Annotated in this window: 12 protein-coding genes; 4 read left to right on the forward strand and 8 right to left on the reverse strand. The window is 67.2% G+C overall.

Annotation, left to right across the window (positions count from 1 at the left end):
* Window positions 1-19: 19 nt before the first annotated feature.
* From IPF36_RS18670 to IPF36_RS18705, 8 genes are all read right to left on the reverse strand, one after another.
* Window positions 20-1,921 carry a potassium transporter Kup gene (locus IPF36_RS18670; RefSeq protein ID WP_135705018.1) on the reverse strand — a complete coding sequence of 634 codons (1,902 nt, stop codon included), beginning with the start codon at window positions 1,919-1,921 and terminating at the stop codon, window positions 20-22.
* 318 nt (window positions 1,922-2,239) lie between these two features.
* Window positions 2,240-2,977 carry an ABC transporter ATP-binding protein gene (locus IPF36_RS18675; protein ID WP_135705017.1) on the reverse strand — a complete coding sequence of 246 codons (738 nt, stop codon included), beginning with the start codon at window positions 2,975-2,977 and terminating at the stop codon, window positions 2,240-2,242.
* Entirely contained in the window at window positions 2,974-3,735 is a 762-nt protein-coding gene (locus tag IPF36_RS18680; RefSeq protein ID WP_135705016.1) for an ABC transporter ATP-binding protein, read from the reverse strand. Before IPF36_RS18680 ends, IPF36_RS18675 begins: the two co-directional genes overlap by 4 nt.
* Complete coding sequence (locus IPF36_RS18685; RefSeq protein ID WP_133096825.1) at window positions 3,732-4,820, reverse strand: branched-chain amino acid ABC transporter permease; 1,089 nt, start codon at window positions 4,818-4,820, stop codon at window positions 3,732-3,734. The genes IPF36_RS18680 and IPF36_RS18685 overlap by 4 nt, the downstream gene beginning before the upstream one ends.
* 1 nt (window position 4,821) lies before the next feature.
* Window positions 4,822-5,688 (reverse strand): branched-chain amino acid ABC transporter permease, encoded by an 867-nt coding sequence (locus tag IPF36_RS18690; protein WP_063238635.1) that lies wholly within the window; start codon window positions 5,686-5,688, stop codon window positions 4,822-4,824.
* Window positions 5,689-5,944: 256 nt separating this feature from the next.
* A complete protein-coding gene (locus IPF36_RS18695; RefSeq protein WP_195429522.1) occupies window positions 5,945-7,147 on the reverse strand; it encodes an ABC transporter substrate-binding protein in 1,203 nt (400 codons plus the stop codon).
* A 121-nt stretch (window positions 7,148-7,268) separates the two neighbouring features.
* Window positions 7,269-8,084 carry an alpha/beta fold hydrolase gene (locus tag IPF36_RS18700; RefSeq protein WP_195429524.1) on the reverse strand — a complete coding sequence of 272 codons (816 nt, stop codon included), beginning with the start codon at window positions 8,082-8,084 and terminating at the stop codon, window positions 7,269-7,271.
* Window positions 8,085-8,109: 25 nt separating this feature from the next.
* Complete coding sequence (locus tag IPF36_RS18705) at window positions 8,110-9,747, reverse strand: benzoate-CoA ligase family protein (RefSeq protein ID WP_195429526.1); 1,638 nt, start codon at window positions 9,745-9,747, stop codon at window positions 8,110-8,112.
* A 305-nt stretch (window positions 9,748-10,052) separates the two neighbouring features.
* Here IPF36_RS18705 and IPF36_RS18710 point away from each other — a divergent pair, with 305 nt between their 5' ends.
* The 4 genes from IPF36_RS18710 to boxA all read left to right on the forward strand — a co-directional run bounded on the left by IPF36_RS18710 (window position 10,053) and on the right by boxA (window position 15,580).
* Complete coding sequence (locus IPF36_RS18710) at window positions 10,053-11,015, forward strand: helix-turn-helix transcriptional regulator (RefSeq protein WP_135706244.1); 963 nt, start codon at window positions 10,053-10,055, stop codon at window positions 11,013-11,015.
* Between the two features lie 128 nt (window positions 11,016-11,143).
* Complete coding sequence (gene boxC, locus IPF36_RS18715) at window positions 11,144-12,823, forward strand: 2,3-epoxybenzoyl-CoA dihydrolase (protein WP_195429528.1); 1,680 nt, start codon at window positions 11,144-11,146, stop codon at window positions 12,821-12,823.
* Window positions 12,824-12,865: 42 nt separating this feature from the next.
* A complete protein-coding gene (gene boxB, locus IPF36_RS18720; RefSeq protein WP_195429529.1) occupies window positions 12,866-14,290 on the forward strand; it encodes a benzoyl-CoA 2,3-epoxidase subunit BoxB in 1,425 nt (474 codons plus the stop codon).
* A gap of 51 nt (window positions 14,291-14,341) precedes the next feature.
* On the forward strand, window positions 14,342-15,580 hold the full coding sequence (gene boxA, locus IPF36_RS18725) for a benzoyl-CoA 2,3-epoxidase subunit BoxA (RefSeq protein WP_135705012.1): 1,239 nt from the start codon (window positions 14,342-14,344) through the stop codon (window positions 15,578-15,580).
* Window positions 15,581-15,607 lie beyond the last annotated feature (27 nt).

Raw genomic sequence — 15,607 nt, forward strand, 5'->3', positions numbered from 1 at the left:
GGCACCAGGCCCGCCCGCTTCAGATCTCGACCTTGGTACCCAGCTCCACCACCCGGTTGGCCGGGATCTGGAAGAAATCTGACGGCTTGGCGCCGTTCTGATGCATCCAGGCGAACAAGCTTTCGCGCCACATCGGCATGCCCGGCAGCTTGGACGGAATCACCGATTCGCGCGCGATGAAGAACGAGGTTTCCATCAGCTCGAAATGCATGCCGAGCTTGCGGTCGGCCAGGTCCAGCACCTTCTGCACGTCCGGCGTTTCCTTGAAGCCGTATTCCGACTTCAGGATAAAGACGCCGCCGCCCAGGTCCTTGCAGCTCAGGCGATGATCGTCGTCGACATACGGCACGTCGCGCGTGATGAAGTGCAGGAACACCACGCGCTCGTGCAGCACGCGGTTATGCTTGAGGTTGTGCAGCAGCGACACCGGCACCGACTCGGTGTTGCCGGTCAGGAACACCGCGGTGCCCTCGACGCGGTGCGGCGGGTGCGCCAGCAGGCCGGCGATGAACGGCTCCAGCGGGATGCCGTCTTCCAGGCTGCGCGCGCGCAGCAGCTTGCGGCCGCTGTACCAGGTCATCAGCATGAAGAAGGCCATGCTGCCCAGCAGCAGCGGGAACCAGCCGCCTTCGGCGACCTTGAGCAGGTTGGCGGCAAAGAACGACAGGTCGACCAGCAGGAAGCCCGCGCCGACCAGTACCACCAGCGCCGTGTTCCACTTCCACACATTGCGCATGCACACCGCCGCCAGGATGCTGGTGATGACCATGGTCGTGGTCACGGCGATGCCGTAGGCCGCCGCCAGGTTCTCGGACTTCTTGAACGAGATCACCACGCCGATCACCAGCACCAGCAGCAGCCAGTTGACCACCGGCAGGTAGATCTGGCCGATCTCCGCGGCCGAGGTGTAGCGCACGCGCATGCGCGGCACAAAGCCCAGCTGGATCGCCTGGCTGGTCAGCGAGAAGGCGCCGGAGATGACCGCCTGCGAGGCGATCACCGTCGCGCAGGTGGCCAGCAGCACCATCGGGATCAGCAGCGGCTCCGGCACCATCAGGTAGAACGGGTTCTCGGCGCCGGCGGGGTTTTGCAGCAGCATCGCGCCCTGGCCGAAGTAGTTCAGCATCAGGCACGGCATCACCAGGATGAACCAGCCGAGGCGGATCGGCCGCGCGCCGAAATGGCCCATGTCGACGTACAGCGCCTCGGCCCCGGTCAGCACCAGGAACACCGAGCCCAGCACGATAAAGGCCTGCAGCGCATGCTCGACCAGGAAGGTGATGCCGTACAGCGGATTGACCGCCTTGAGGATTTCCGGCGCCTGGACCAGGTTGAACACGCCCAGCGCACCCAGCGTCACGAACCAGGCCGTCATGATCGGACCGAACAGCTTGCCCACCGCGTGGGTGCCATGCCGCTGGATCAGGAACAGCCCGGCCAGGATGGCCAGAGTGATCGGTATCACGAATTGCGACAGCTGCGGCGCCGCGATCTCCAGCCCTTCCACCGCCGACAGCACCGAGATCGCCGGCGTGATGACCGCATCGCCATAGAACATGCAGGCGCCGAAGATGCCGAGCATCATCAGGATCTTTGCCTTGCCCGAGCGCGGCGCCACGGTACGCAGCACCAGCGCCATCAGCGCCAGCACCCCGCCCTCGCCGTCGTTGTCGGCGCGCATCACGAACACCACGTACTTGATCGAGACCACGATGATCATGGCCCAGAACAGCATCGAGATGACTCCCAGCACGGCGTCGGGGCTGAAGGCGATGCCATGTTCCTTGCTGAAGCACTCCTTGAGCGCGTACAGCGGGCTGGTGCCGATGTCGCCGAAGACGACGCCGACCGCGCCGAGCACCAGGGCGCGTGTACTGGGACTCTCGACGAAATAATGGCTGGTTGTGGACTGGGTAGTCATGAGATTGGGTCTGCCCGGCCGGCTTGCCGGCAGTTTTGTTGGCTCTGGCAGCCGCCACCCGGCGCGGGGTGCCGACTGCTGCGACCGTTTTCCGGCGCTTTTTGCGTTCTATTGCATTGCACAAACCCGCGCAATTCTAGATGAACTGCCCGCGAACGACCACTCCGGTGATCCGGATGCCGTTTTCGTGACCGAGCAAGCATGGGAGGGAAGTTGCCGGTGGTCAAGGCCCGGGTAAGCAATAAAGCGTGTCCTTGCGCCCGCAAGGGCCGTTGTGGCACAACAACATTTGTGCCTCAGGCGGCACCCAGGAGGGGCCTATACGCCGAGGTAACGATCCAGCGCTTCCGGCTTGCCGGCCAGGTCGGCCGCCGGGCCAGCCAGTACCACCCGGCCTTTTTCCAGCACCACGGCGCGGTCGGCGTGCGCCAGCACCGAGCGGAAGTTGCGGTCTACCACCACCGAAGCGATCCCGGTGGCGCGCACCGTGGCGATGACTTCCCAGATCTCGCGCACGATGCGCGGGGCCAGCCCTTCGGTGGCTTCGTCCAGCACCAGGCAGTCGGGATTGGTCATCAGCGCGCGGCCGATCGACAGCATCTGCTGCTCGCCGCCGGACAGTTGCTGGCCGCCATGCGAGAGGCGCTCCTTCAGGCGCGGGAACAGGTCGAGCACACGCGCCTCGTCCCAGTCGTTGCGGCCATTGCTGCCCTTGCGGGCGGCCATCAGCAGGTTTTCACGCACCGACAGGCTGGGGAAAATGCCCCGCCCTTCCGGCACGTAGGCGACGCCGAGGCGCGCCACCTCGTAAGGCTGCGCCCGCGACATGTCGCGGCCGGCCACGCGGATCTGCCCCTGGCGCTGGCGCACGTGGCCCAGCAGCGTGCGCAACAGCGTGCTCTTGCCCATGCCGTTGCGCCCCAGCAGGCCCACGGTCTCGCCCACGCCCACGGTGAAATCGATGCCGCGCAGCACATGGCTGGAGCCGTACCAGGCGTTGATGCCGGTGGCTTCGATCATCGGTGTGCTGGTGAGTGTGCTAGTAGGCGTACTCATGCGGCCTCGTTTTCTTCTTCGCCCAGGTAGGCAAGCTGGACTTCGCGGTTGGACCGGATCGCCTCGGGCGTGCCGGTGGCGATCACCGCGCCGTTGACCATCACGGTGATACGGTCGGCAACCGAGAACACCGCGTCCATGTCGTGTTCGACCAGCAGGATGGCATGGCCCTCGCGCAGGCCGCGCAGCAGCCCGAGCATGCGCGTCGATTCCTCGGCGCCCATGCCGGCGAGCGGCTCGTCGAGCAGCAGCGCAACCGGCTGCGTAGCCAGGCACATCGCCACCTCGAGCTGGCGCTTCTGGCCATGCGCCAGGTCGCTGGCGCGCCGGTCCGCCAGCGGGGCCAGGCCGGCGCGCTCCATCGCCTCGTCGGCCAGCGTGGCGCTGGTGCGGCAGCCCTGCGCGCTTTCCCACAGGCGCCAGGCCCGCTGCGCGCGCGACTGCGCGGCCAGCCGGCAGTTCTCGCGCACGGTCAGCGGCAGGAAGATGTTGTTGCGCTGGTAGCTGCGCCCCACGCCGTGCCGTGCCAGCCGCGGCTGCGACCAGCCGGTGACCTCCTCGCCCTTCAGAAACAGGCGCCCTGACGTGGGCGGCAGCTCGCACGACAGCATGTTGATCAGCGTGGACTTGCCCGCGCCATTGGTGCCGATCACGGCATGGATCTCATGCAGCGCCAGCGACAGGTCGACGCCGGCCACGGCAGTAAGGCCGCCAAAGCGGCGCGTGAGCTGCTGCGCCTGCAATACCGGGGTGTTCATGCGGCCTCCGTATTTCGCGCGTTGCCATCATTGGTCTCGCTGGCTTCGCTCCCCTGCCCGCCATTGTGCCTCCCGGTCTTGCCGCGGCGCCCGTGCCGCAGCACCGCGGGCAGGCTCACCAGCCCCCGCGGCAGCAGCGCGACGGCAACGATGATGAAGCCGCCCATCACGAGCTGCCAGTGCTTGGTCAGCGTGCTGAACCATTCGGCCAGCAGCACGAACGAAAACGCCCCCAGCACCGCCCCGGCAAGGCTGCCGACACCGCCCAGGATCACCATCAGCATGGCGTTGCCCGACTGGTGCCACGACGCGATCTCCGGGTTGACGAAGCCGAACTGGATCGCATAGAGGAAGCCGGCCAGCCCCGCCAGCACCCCGCCGGCGACAAAGGCGCCTAGCTGGTACCGATAGGTGGCATAGCCGGCGGCGCGCATGCGCTGCTCGTTATGGCGGATGCCCACCAGCGCATGGCCGAAGCGCGAACGCAGCACCAGCGCCAGCAGCGCGACCGTGGCCACCAGGCCCGCCCACACCAGCCAGTAGAAGTGCGTGGGGTCGGTGACGGTCAGCAACTGCTCGCCCGGCACCGGGAATTCCGGGCGGAAATAGATATAGGTGCCGTCGCTGCCGCCCGCGAGCTTGGTGTCATGGAAGACGAAGTAGACCATCTGCGCGAAGGCCAGCGTCACCATGATGAAATACACGCCGCGCGTGCGCAGCACCAGCGCGCCCACCACCAGCGCCAGCCCGGCCGAGGCGGCCAGCGCGCCGGCCAGCAGCAGCCAGCCGTTGCCCGGCCCGGATTGCGGCGCGAGCATCGCGGTGGCGTAGGCCGCCATGGCGAAGTACGCGGCATGCCCCAGGCTCACCAGCCCGGTATAGCCGATCAGCAGCTGCAGCGACAGCGCGAAGATCGCCATGATCATCACCTTGCTGAGCAGCTCGATATAGAACTTGTGGCTGTCCGCGGTCAGCAGCAGCGGCAGCACCGCCAGCACGGAGAAGGCCACCAGCCAGCCCAGCGCGGCAAGCAGCGCGGCATTGCCGCGGGAATGCCGGCGCGCCGGCAATGTCGTCGGATTCATGTCAGCCCGCCTTGAACAGCCCCTGCGGCTTCCACAGCAGGATCACCGCCATCAGCAGGTAGATCAGCACGCCGGCCGCCTCCTGCCAGAACACCTTGCCAAAGGTATCGACGAAGCCCAGCAGCAGCGAGGCCACCAGCGCGCCCTTGACCGAGCCGATACCGCCGATCACCACCACCACGAAGCACACGATCAGCACCTGCCCGCCCATGCCCGGATACACCGACGACACCGGCGCCGAGATCATCCCCGCCAGCACCGCCAGCGCCACGCCCAGCGCGAACACGAAGCGGTACAGCACGGTGATGTTGATGCCGAGCGACTGCACCATCTCGCGGTTGGTCGCGCCCGCGCGGATCATCATGCCCAGCCGCGTGCGCCGGATCACGTAGTACATGGCCGCGGCCACCGCCAGGCACACCGCGGAGATAAAGAGCCGGTACACCGGGTACGTCATGTCGTTGCCGATCGGCAGCGCGCCGTCGAGCAGCGCCGGCACCTGCACGCCGTGCACATCGTCGCCGACCAGGATGCTGCGCAGCTCTTCGAACACCAGGATCAGGCCGTAGGTCATCAGCACCTGCTGCAGGTGGTCGCGCTCGTACAGGTAGCTGAAGAAGGCCCACTCCAGCACGTAGCCGAACACCACCGCCAGCACGATGCCGAGCGGGATCGCGATAAACAGGTTGCCGGTCAGCCCGGCGAGCGTGAAGGCAAGGTATGCGCCCAGCATATAGAAGCTGCCGTGCGCCAGGTTGATCACGCCCATGATGCCGAAGATGAGCGTCAGGCCGCTGGCGACCAGGAACAGCAGCAGGCCGTACTGCACGCTGTTCAGGCACTGGATGAGGAAGGAGACGATGTCCATGCGGGCACTTCTGCAGACTACGACAGGGAAGACGGTTTTGGGTGCGCCAAAGCCGCCCGAACTTGCCTGAGCAAGGTGTTCTCCCTCTCCCCGCATGGGGAGAGGGGTGGGGTGAAGGGTGGTTTAGCCAGGTACCAGATCAAGCGGAGCCTTCGGTCTTGAATCGATGGGCGTCAGCCTTTGACCCGCATGCCCTCACCCCCTGCCCCTCTCCCGCAGGCGGGAGAGGGGAGCAAACACGCGGGTATTGAAGCGCTTACAGCCTGCACCCACGCGCCGGATCCGCCAGCGCCTTCACCGCCACCGAGCTGACCTTGTTCTCGCGCCCGTCCACCTTGCGCAGGTAGAAATCCTGCACCGGGTTGTGCGCCTTCGACAGCGTAAAGGCACCGCGCGGGCTGTCGATCTTGGCCGAGCCCATGGCCTTGTACAGGTCGGCCTTGCGCGTCATGTCGCCCTTGACCGCACTGGCACCGGCCGCGAGCAGCTGTGCCGCGTCATACCCCTGCACCGCGTAGACGTCGGGCTGCAGCTTGAAGGTCTTGGCGTAGTCCAGCCGGAAGTTCTTGTCGCGCGCATTGCTCAGGCCGTCCGCGTAGTGCAGCGTCGTTTCCAGCCCCTGCGCGGCGTTGCCCTGCGCTTCCAGCGTGCCGTCGGTCAGGAAGCCCGAGCCGTACAGCGGGATCTTGTCCTTCAGCCCCGCCGCGGCCCAGTCCTTGACGAACTTGACCGCGCCGCCGCCGGCAAAGAACACGAACACGGCATCCGGCTTGAGCGAAGCCACCTCGGTGATCAGCGCCTGGAATTCGACGTTGGGGAAGGGCAGGCTCAGCTCCTTCACCACCTTGCCGCCCTTGGCCTCGAAGGCCTCCTTGAAGCCCTTGACCGACTGCTCGCCGGCGGCGTATTTCCACGTCAGCGTCACCACCTTCTTGAGCCCGCGCTCGGCCAGCACCTGGCCCATCGCATAGCCCGGCTGCCAGTTCGAGAATGAAGTGCGGAAGATGTTCGGGCCGCACAGCGGACCGGTGGCTTCATCGACGCCGGCGTTGGGGATGATCAGCAGCGTGTTGTTTTCCTTGGCGACCTTGACGATGCCCATCTGCACGCCCGAATGCACCGTGCCGACCACCACGTCGACCTGGTCGCGCTTGACCAGCTTGGTGGCGTTTTCCGGGGCCTTGGCGGGGTCGGATTCATCGTCGACCTTGAAGTACTCGATCTCGCGGCCGCCGAGCTTGCCGCCCTGCTGCTGCACATACATGCGGAAGCCGTTCTCGATGGCGGTGCCGAGCGCCGCGTACGTGCCGGTGTACGGCAGCATGAAGCCGACCCTGATCTTGCCGCCCGGTGCGGGCTGGGCTGGCGGGGCGGGCTGGGCCGAGGCGCCGGCCATGGCAAACACGGTGGCGGCGGCAAGGCAGGCAGGCGCGAGCCCGCGCGGTGTGAAGCGACGCATCAATGTCTCCTGGTGGTCAAGCCGGCGGCTTACCGGACCGTTGCCGGTCCCCCTGCCGCTGCCGTGGCCTGCGACGGCGCATGCTGCGCCGCGGACCCTGCGGAGCGGGCGGGAAGCCCAATTATTTTAGGTATGAAGTATGTGTGTTTATATGCCGAACCGCGGCCTGCGTCAACGCCTCAGGCTGATCGCGGTGTGGCGAATGCCCGCATCGCGCGAGTTTAAGCAACGTGGTTTGTGGGGCATATCGATGGATACCCTCGATCTGCGCCATGGTGCCGTACTCGTCGTCTTCGCCCTGCACCGCCAGCACCGGGCCCGTCAGCCCCGACAGCAGCGGACGCAGGTCCCACTGGCGGAAATCCGGGTCGAGCCAGATATCGTTCCAGCCCCAGAAGGCGGATTCGACGTCGTCATGATGGCGCCCCAGCCGCTGGCGCAGGTCGGTGTCGAGATAGACCTGGCGCGTGGCGGCGATGCTGCTTACTGACAGGTCTTCCACCACGATATGCGGCGCGAGCACGGTGATGCCGTCCAGCGCCTGCGGGAAGCTGGCGGCATAGATCAGCGCGATGGAAGCGCCATCGCTGTGCCCCATCAGCCAGGGCACGCCATGCTTGCGGCCGGGCCCGATATCGAGCGCGTCGAACAATGCCGGCAACGCCTCGCGCGCCTGGCGGTGCATGAAATCGGGGCGCCATTTCTCGGCATGCGGGCGCGGCGTGGAACGGCCGTAGCCGTAGCGTGAGAACACCAGCCCGCGATAGTCGCCGGCCTCGCAGAAATCGCGCGGGAAATCGCGCCACATGCTGACCGAGCCCAGGCCTTCGTGCAGGAAGACCACCAGCGGACGCTGCGTGCGCTCGGGGCGCAGCCACTGGTATTCGATCTGGATACGGCGTTCGTCGAAGGGGATTTCCACCAGGCTGGTGGGCATCGGCATCTTGTCGTCTGGCATCGCTTCAGGAAGGAGTTGTCTGGGACTGGCGCGCGGCTTCCTCGCGCTGGCGCAGCCGGAAACGCTGGATCTTGCCGGTGGCGGTCTTGGGCAGTTCCGGCACGCATTCGATCTGGCGCGGGTACTTGTAGGGCGCGAGGCGCGCCTTGATGAACGCCTGCAGCTCCGCGGCCATGCCGTCCTGCCATTGCTGGCCCGGCCGCAGCACGACGAAGGCCTTGGGCTTGACCAGCTCGTCGGCATCGGCCACGCCGATCACCGCGGCTTCGAGCACGGCCGGGTGCAGCGCCAGCGCGGCTTCGACCTCGAACGGCGAGACGTAGATGCCGCCGACCTTGAGCATGTCGTCGCTGCGCCCTGCATAGGTGTAGTAGCCGTCGGCATCGCGCAGGTACTTGTCGCCGCTGCGCGTCCATTCGCCGACAAAGGTGTCGCGGGTCTTTTCGCGATTGCACCAGTACATCAGCGCCGCGCTCGGTCCCTTGATGTAGAGGTCGCCGATCTCGCCGGGCGCGCACGGTTCGCCGCGCTCGTCCAGCAGCTTCAGTTCGTAGCCCGGGACGGCCATGCCCGTGGTGCCGTAGCGCACCTCGCCGGGCCGGTTCGACAGGAAGATATGCAGCATCTCCGTGGAGCCGATGCCATCCAGGATGTCGCAGCCGAAATGCGCCAGGAAACGCTCGCCGATATCGCGCGGCAATGCCTCGCCGGCGGAGGTGCACACGCGCAGGGCCACGTCGCTGCGCACGGGCAGGTCGGGCGCGGCGAGCATGCCGGCGAACAATGTCGGCACGCCGAAAAACACTGTTGGCCGCTGCTCCCGCAGTCGCCGGAACACCGCCGTCGGCGTGGGCCGTTCGGCCATCAGCACGGTGGTCGCGCCAACCGACATCGGGAAGGTCAGCGCATTGCCCAGCCCGTAGGCGAAGAACAGCTTGGCGGCCGAGAACACGACGTCGTCCTCGCGAATGCCGAGCACCTGGCGGGCATAGAGATCGGCGGTGTAGAACAGGTTGCCGTGGGTATGCACCGTGCCCTTGGGGCGGCCGGTCGAGCCCGACGAATAGAGCCAGAACGCCATGTCATCGGGGCCGGTGCGCGCGACCGGCGCCGGCGAGCGGGTGCGCGCCAGCATCGCGCCCACGCTGCATGCCGGCGCCGCATCGCCATGCGGGGCGGCCTGGATCACCATCGGCGACAGGCCGCTCTTGTCGATCGCTGCCTGCATCACCGGCAACAGCGGCGTCGATACCACCACTGCGCGGGCGCCGCTGTGCGCGAGCATGTACGCATAGTCGTCCGCGGTCAGCAGCGTGTTGACCGCCACCGGCACCACCCCGGCCAGCAGGCAGCCGAGAAACACCGTGGGGAAGTCGACAGTATCGAGCGCGCACAGCAGCAGCCGCTCTTCCTGCCGGAATCCCGCATCGCGCAGCGCGCCGCCAAAGCGGCGGGCGCGGGCATCGAGCGCGGCGTAGGTCAGCGAAGTGGCGTCGTCGACATAGGCGACCTTGTCGCCCCGCCCTGCTTCGAGGTTGCGCGAAAGCAGGTCTTCGGCGGCGTTGTAGCGCGTCGGCAGCACCGCGACGGTGCCGTCCGGCGCTGCAGTGCGGGCAATGGCGGCGGTATTCGGGGGCGTCATGTCTCCACTCCTTGGTGTCGCATGCCGCGCGCTGCCTGGACCGGTAGCTACGCGCCAGGCGCCAGGCCAGTCGCTGTTATCTCGATGTCCGGATCACTTGCGTGCCGGCATCCGCTTTGCGATGCATTTTATTTCATATCAACTATTATGCAAGCAAGGGGATGCACTATAAGACAGCGCCTTGCGGGGAGCCGCCGGGCGGGAGCCCGAAGCACCACAGGGCGCGGCAACCCTGCTCGTATAATGCGCCCTTGCTTTTTGCCAGGCGGCCCAGGCGCCGCCCGGCCAACATGACCTTCGACACCATGCGCCGCGACCCAGCCCCGCTGCCTGCCACCGACCCCGACGCCCGCCCCGCGCGCGAAGCGTCCGCGCCGGCCGCCAATGCCGAGCGCGACCCTTACCTGACCCAACTGGGCGACCGCATCCGCTCGCTGCGCGCCTCGCGCGGCATGTCGCGCAAAGACCTGGCGCGCGGCGCCGGCGTGTCCGAGCGCTACCTCGCCAACCTCGAAACCGGCACCGGCAATGCCTCGGTGCTGCTGCTGCGCCAGGTGGCCGGCGCGCTCGACGTGCCGCTGCCGGTGGTGCTGGCCGAGGTGGACGGCCCGAACGGCTTGAACGGCCAGCAGGCGACGGAGTTCGCGCAGATGGTGCAATGGCTGGCGCAACTGCCGGCCGCGGACCTCGCGCGCGTGCGTGAAGCCTGCCGCCATGCGCTGGCGCCTGAAGAATCCGGTGACGCGCGCCACCGCCGCATCGCGCTGATCGGCCTGCGCGGCGCCGGCAAGTCCACGCTGGGCCGCGCGCTGGCGGCCGCGCGCGACGTGCCCTTCGTCGAACTGAACACCGTGATCGAGCAGGAAGCCGGCGCCAGCCTGTCCGAAATCCATTCGCTGTATGGCCAGGCCGCCTACCGCCGCTACGAGATGCGTGCGCTGGAACGCACGCTGCGCGAGAACGAGCGCATGGTGCTGGCCACGCCGGGCAGCCTGGTGTCGGAGCCGGGCACCTTCAACCTGCTGCTGGCGCACTGCTACACCATCTGGGTGCGCACCTCGCCGGAAGAGCACATGGCGCGCGTGGTGGCCCAGGGCGACATGCGCCCGATGGAAGGCAACCGCGAGGCCATGGCCGACCTGCGCCGCATCCTGCAGGCGCGCACGCCGCTGTACGCCCGCGCCGATATCTCGATCGACACCAGCGGCCTGGATGCCGCGACCTCGCTGCAACAGCTGCGCGCACAACTGCAGGCCGCGGGCGCCTGACCTCGCTTTACCCGCTCTCACCCCGCACGCGTTGCGCGCGCGGGGCAATCAGGCATTGCGCCGCGCCCTCCTCTGCACTATATTTCATCAAAAGCCGCAAGGCACTATAGTGCATCAAGGAGACAGCCATGTCCGCGCCGGCACCCGCCCCCGAAGCCCCCGTTCCCGTCACGTTCGAGCGCCATCCCGACCAGTACCGCCACTGGAAGCTCAGCTTCAACGGCCCAGTCGCCACGCTGGCGATGGACGTCGACGAGGAAGCCGGCCTGTGGCCCGGCTACGCGCTTAAGCTGAATTCGTACGACCTCGGCGTCGACATCGAACTGCATGACGCGCTGCAGCGCATCCGCTTCGAGCATCCCGAAGTGCGCACCGTGGTGCTGACCAGCGCGCGCGAGCGCATCTTCTGCTCCGGCGCCAATATCTTCATGCTGGGCCAGTCGTCGCACGCGTGGAAGGTCAACTTCTGCAAGTTCACCAACGAGACCCGCAACGCCATCGAGGATGCCAGCGAGCATTCCGGGCTGAAATTCATTGCCGCCTGCAACGGCACCACCGCCGGCGGCGGCTACGAGCTGGCGCTGGCCTGCGACGAGATCGTGCTGGTCGACGACCGCTCTTCCGCGGTCAGCCTGCCCGAAGTGCCATTGCTGGGCGTGCTGCCCGGCACCGGGGGCCTGACCCGGGTGACCGACAAGCGCAAGGTCCGGCGCGACCATGCCGACATCTTCTGCACCACCACCGAGGGCGTGCGCGGCCAGCGCGCAAAGGACTGGAAGCTGGTCGATGAAGTGGTCAAGCCGGCCCGCTTCGCCGAGTACGTCGCCGAGCGCGCCGCGGCACTGGCCGCCGCCAGCGACCGCCCGCAGGGCCACCACGGCATCACGCTGACGCCGCTATCGCGCACGGTCGAGCCCGACGGCTACCGCTACGAGACCGTGCGCGTGCATATCGATCCCGCGGCACGCAAGGCCACGCTCACCATATTCGGCCCCGACAAGCACCAGCCCGCCGATCTGGCCGGCGTGGTCGCCGCCGGCGCGCAATGGTGGCCACTGAAGATGGCGCGCGAGCTCGACGATGCCATCCTGACGCTGCGCACCAACCACCTCGGCATCGGCATCTGGGTGCTGAAAACCGATGGCGACCCGGCGCAGGTGCTGGCCGCCGATGCGCTGCTGGAAACCAATGCCGGCCACTGGTTCGTGCGCGAGACCATCGGCATGCTGCGCCGCACGCTGGCGCGGCTGGACGTGTCGTCGCGCAGCCTGATCGCGCTGATCGAGCAGGATTCGTGCTTCGCCGGCACGCTGCTGGAACTGGCGCTGGCGGCTGACCGCAGCTACATGCTGCACCTGCCCGACGCGCCCGACGACGCGCCGCGCATCTTTGTTTCGCCAGTCAACTTCGGCCGCTACCCGATGCCGAACGGGCAAGACCGGCTGGCCGCGCGCTTCTATGGCGACGAGACCGCGCTGGCCGCGGTGCGCGAACACGTCGGCGCCCCGCTCGACGCGCTCAGCGCCGACTCGCTCGGCCTGATCACCGCCGCGCCGGACGATATCGACTGGGAAGACGAAATCCGCATCGCGCTGGAAGAGCGCGCCAGCCTGTCGCCGGACGCACTCACCGGCATGGAAGCGAACCTGCGCTTCGGCGGCGCCGAGAACATGGCAACGCGCATCTTCGGCCGGCTGACCGCGTGGCAGAACTGGATCTTCCAGCGGCCCAACGCCGTCGGCGAGAACGGCGCGCTGAAGGTGTTCGGCACCGGCAACAAGGCGCGCTTCGACTGGGACCGGGTGTAGCGCCCTGCCCCCTGCCCCGCGCAAGGACAACGAGGAGACACCGTGAGCATCGACTACAGCCAGAAGATCCCCAACAACGTCAACCTGTCAGACGACCGCGCGCTGCAACGCGCGCTCGAGCACTGGCAGCCCGCCTTCCTCGACTGGTGGCGCGACATGGGGCCCGATGGCTCGCACAACTTCGACGTGTACCTGCGCACCGCGGTGTCGGTGGACCCGTCGGGCTGGGCGCATTTCGAGCACGTCAAGATGCCCGACTACCGCTGGGGCATCTTCCTGCTGCCGGCCGACCCGGAGCGCAGGATCCATTTCGGCGAACACAAGGGCGAAGCCGCGTGGCAGGATGTGCCCGGCGAGCACCGCGCCAACCTGCGCCGCATCATCGTCACGCAGGGCGACACCGAGCCGGCATCGGTCGAGCAGCAACGGCACCTGGGCCTGACCGCGCCCAGCCTGTACGACCTGCGCAACCTGTTCCAGGTGAACGTGGAAGAAGGCCGCCACCTGTGGGCCATGGTCTACCTGCTGCACCGCTACTTCGGCCGCGACGGCCGCGAGGAAGCCGAGGCGCTGCTGGAGCGCCGCTCCGGCGACCAGGACAACCCGCGCATCCTCGGCGCCTTCAACGAGCGCACGCCGGACTGGCTGTCGTTCTTCATGTTCACCTACTTCACCGACCGCGACGGCAAGTTCCAGCTGTGTGCGCTGGCCGAGTCGGGCTTCGATCCGCTCGCGCGCACCACGCGCTTCATGCTGACCGAGGAAGCGCACCACATGTTCGTCGGCGAATCGGGCGTATCGCGCGTGATCCAGCGCACCTGCGAGGTCATGCGCGAGCGCGGCATCGAAGATCCGGAACAGGTGCGCGCCGCCGGCGTGATCGACCTGGAGACGATCCAGCGCTACCTGAACTTCCACTACAGCGTGACCATCGACCTGTTTGGCGCGGACCAGTCGTCTAACGCTGCCACCTTCTACAGCGCCGGCCTGAAGGGCCGCTTCGAGGAAGGCAAGCGCGCCGACGACCATGTACTCAAGGGCGATGTCTACCGTGTGCTGGAAGTGCGCGACGGCCGCCTGGGCGAGCGCGAGGTGCCGATGCTCAATGCTCTCAATGAAGTGCTGCGCGACGACTACATCAAGGACAGCATGGGCGGCGTGGCGCGCTGGAACAAGGTGATCGAGAAAGCCGGCATCTCCTCCCGCCTGACCGTGCCGCACAAGGCCTTCAACCGCAAGATCGGCACGCTGGCCAACGTGCATGTGTCGCCGCAGGGAGAACTGATCTCAGAGGCCGAGTGGAAGGCCAACGAACGCAAGTGGCTCGCCACGGACGAGGACCGCGCCTTTGTCGCCAGCCTGATGGGCCGCGTGGTCGAGCCCGGCAAGTACGCCAACTGGATCGCGCCGCCGGCGGTGGGTATCAATCGCCAGCCGATGGATTTCGAGTACGTGCGTTTCAACTGAACCAGGCAAGAAGCCGGCAAGGAGATACCGGACTAACCAGAGATAAGAGCAATGGGCGCCCCCGACATCATCAAGCAGCACCTGATCGACCCGGAAATCTGCATCCGCTGCAATACCTGCGAGGACACCTGCCCGATCGACGCCATCACCCACGACGACCGCAATTACGTGGTCAAGGCCGAGGTCTGCAACGGCTGCAATGCCTGCCTGTCGCCGTGCCCGACCGGCGCCATCGACAACTGGCGCACCATGCCGCGCGGCGACGCCTATACCATCGAGGCGCAGCTGTTGTGGGACGAACTGCCGGCCGAGGTGCCGTTGCCGGAGCTGGACACTGCGATCGAAAACACCGCGGCCGCGGCGCCCGCTACGGCGGCGCCTGACGTGAGCATCCAGGCGGTCGAAGCCAGCCGCCACACCTCGCAGCGCGCGCCATGGTCGGCGGCGCACCCGTATGTGAACCTGCACGGCGTGCGGGCGCCGGTCGCCGCGACGGTGGCCGGCAACTACCGGCTCACCGCCGACGACGCCTCCAGCGATATCCACCATATCGTGCTGGACTTCGGCACCCATTTCTTCCCGATCCTGGAAGGCCAGTCGATCGGCATCGTGCCGCCGGGCACCGACGCCGCGGGCAAGCCGCACTACATCCGCATGTACTCGGTGGCCAGCCCGCGCGACGGCGAGCGCCCCGGCTACAACAACCTCGCGCTGACGGTAAAGCGGGTCGACCAGGACCATGACGGCCGGCCGGTGCGCGGCGTGGCATCCAGCTACCTGTGCGACCTGGCCAAGGGCGACACCGTGCAGGTGGTGGGTCCGTTCGGCACCACCTTCCTGATGCCCAACCACGCCGAAGCCAGCGTGATGATGATCTGCACCGGCACGGGCTCCGCACCCATGCGCGCCATGACCGAGCGCATGCGCCGCAACCTGGCGCACTTCAGCGGGCGCCGGATGCTGTTCTTCGGCGCCCGCAATGCCAACGAACTGCCCTACTTCGGCCCGCTGCTCAAACTGCCCAGGGATTTCCTCGACATCCACTTCGCCTTTTCGCGCGATCCCGATACACCGCGCCGCTATGTGCAGGACGCCATCCGCGAGGCGGCCGATGCCGTGGCGACCCTGCTGGCGGACCCGAACGGCCATGTCTACATCTGCGGACTGAAAGGGATGGAGGAAGGCGTGCTGGCCGCCTTCAACGCGGTCTGTGCCGGCGCCGGCCGCAGCTGGGCGGAACTGGAAGCCATCATGAAAGCCGAGGGCCGGCTGCATATCGAGACCTATTAGCCGGCAGGCCTGTCTAACCGATACCGG

The sequence above is a fragment of the Cupriavidus sp. IK-TO18 genome, assembly GCF_015549295.1.
GTDB lineage: Bacteria > Pseudomonadota > Gammaproteobacteria > Burkholderiales > Burkholderiaceae > Cupriavidus > Cupriavidus oxalaticus_A.

Coding starts and splice junctions, on each gene's coding strand:
- IPF36_RS18670 (WP_135705018.1), bottom strand. CDS start 1,921: ATGACTACCCAGTCCACAACCAGCCATTATTTCGTCGAGAGTCCCAGT.
- IPF36_RS18675 (WP_135705017.1), bottom strand. CDS start 2,977: ATGAGTACGCCTACTAGCACACTCACCAGCACACCGATGATCGAAGCC.
- IPF36_RS18680 (WP_135705016.1), bottom strand. CDS start 3,735: ATGAACACCCCGGTATTGCAGGCGCAGCAGCTCACGCGCCGCTTTGGC.
- IPF36_RS18685 (WP_133096825.1), bottom strand. CDS start 4,820: ATGAATCCGACGACATTGCCGGCGCGCCGGCATTCCCGCGGCAATGCC.
- IPF36_RS18690 (WP_063238635.1), bottom strand. CDS start 5,688: ATGGACATCGTCTCCTTCCTCATCCAGTGCCTGAACAGCGTGCAGTAC.
- IPF36_RS18695 (WP_195429522.1), bottom strand. CDS start 7,147: ATGCGTCGCTTCACACCGCGCGGGCTCGCGCCTGCCTGCCTTGCCGCC.
- IPF36_RS18700 (WP_195429524.1), bottom strand. CDS start 8,084: ATGCCCACCAGCCTGGTGGAAATCCCCTTCGACGAACGCCGTATCCAG.
- IPF36_RS18705 (WP_195429526.1), bottom strand. CDS start 9,747: ATGACGCCCCCGAATACCGCCGCCATTGCCCGCACTGCAGCGCCGGAC.
- IPF36_RS18710 (WP_135706244.1), top strand. CDS start 10,053: ATGCGCCGCGACCCAGCCCCGCTGCCTGCCACCGACCCCGACGCCCGC.
- boxC (WP_195429528.1), top strand. CDS start 11,144: ATGTCCGCGCCGGCACCCGCCCCCGAAGCCCCCGTTCCCGTCACGTTC.
- boxA (WP_135705012.1), top strand. CDS start 14,342: ATGGGCGCCCCCGACATCATCAAGCAGCACCTGATCGACCCGGAAATC.